This is a genomic window from Mesorhizobium sp. M4A.F.Ca.ET.020.02.1.1 (genome assembly GCF_004022645.1).
Classification (GTDB): Bacteria; Pseudomonadota; Alphaproteobacteria; order Rhizobiales; family Rhizobiaceae; genus Mesorhizobium.
Genome location: NZ_RZOI01001348.1, coordinates 1 through 572, shown reverse-complemented (window position 1 = coordinate 572; position 572 = coordinate 1). Strand labels below are relative to the sequence as shown.

Annotated in this window: 1 pseudogene; it reads right to left on the bottom strand. The window is 68.0% G+C overall.

Annotation, left to right across the window (positions count from 1 at the left end):
- Positions 1-572: pseudogene (locus EN742_RS37075) on the bottom strand (hypothetical protein); the annotation flags it as partial.

Here is a 572-nt window from a genome sequence, read left to right as displayed (position 1 = left end):
GCTGAGCGTGGTGGACGTCAAGCCCGGTATCGTCGCGCCGAGATTGACCTGTACCTGGTTGGTGCCGTTGGCAAGTGCCGCCGCCGCCGTCACCATGCTCATGGCGCTCGCGGCGACGGTCAGCCCGGCCGGCTTCTGCCCGACGCCGAGACTGCCGACAGAGCCGAGATCGATCAGGTGGCTGAGCGGGATCTTGACCATGTTGGTGGCGCCGGCCGCCATCGTCTGCAGCGCCAGCTTGGAGGTGCGGTCGAGCCCGGGGACATCGGCCATGGCAGTGGCGATCTGGCCGACTGTGGCCTTCGAAGCCAGCACGTCCGAATAGCTCACGCCCGTCAGCCGCAGTTCCGTCGCCAACGCGTCGGTGAAGGAAAGCACGTCGATATCGGCCGATGCCAGCGCGCTGTAATCCATCACGCTGAGCGAGATGTCGGTGCCGAGCAGCCCGCCGAGCAGCGCGTTGACGACGCCGCCATTGAGGCTGGCGAGCCTCGACCCGACCGAAAACGCGGCCTCCGCCTGGGCGCTGGCGGTGGCCGGCGTGCCGATCACCGGCGGCTTCATCATCATCG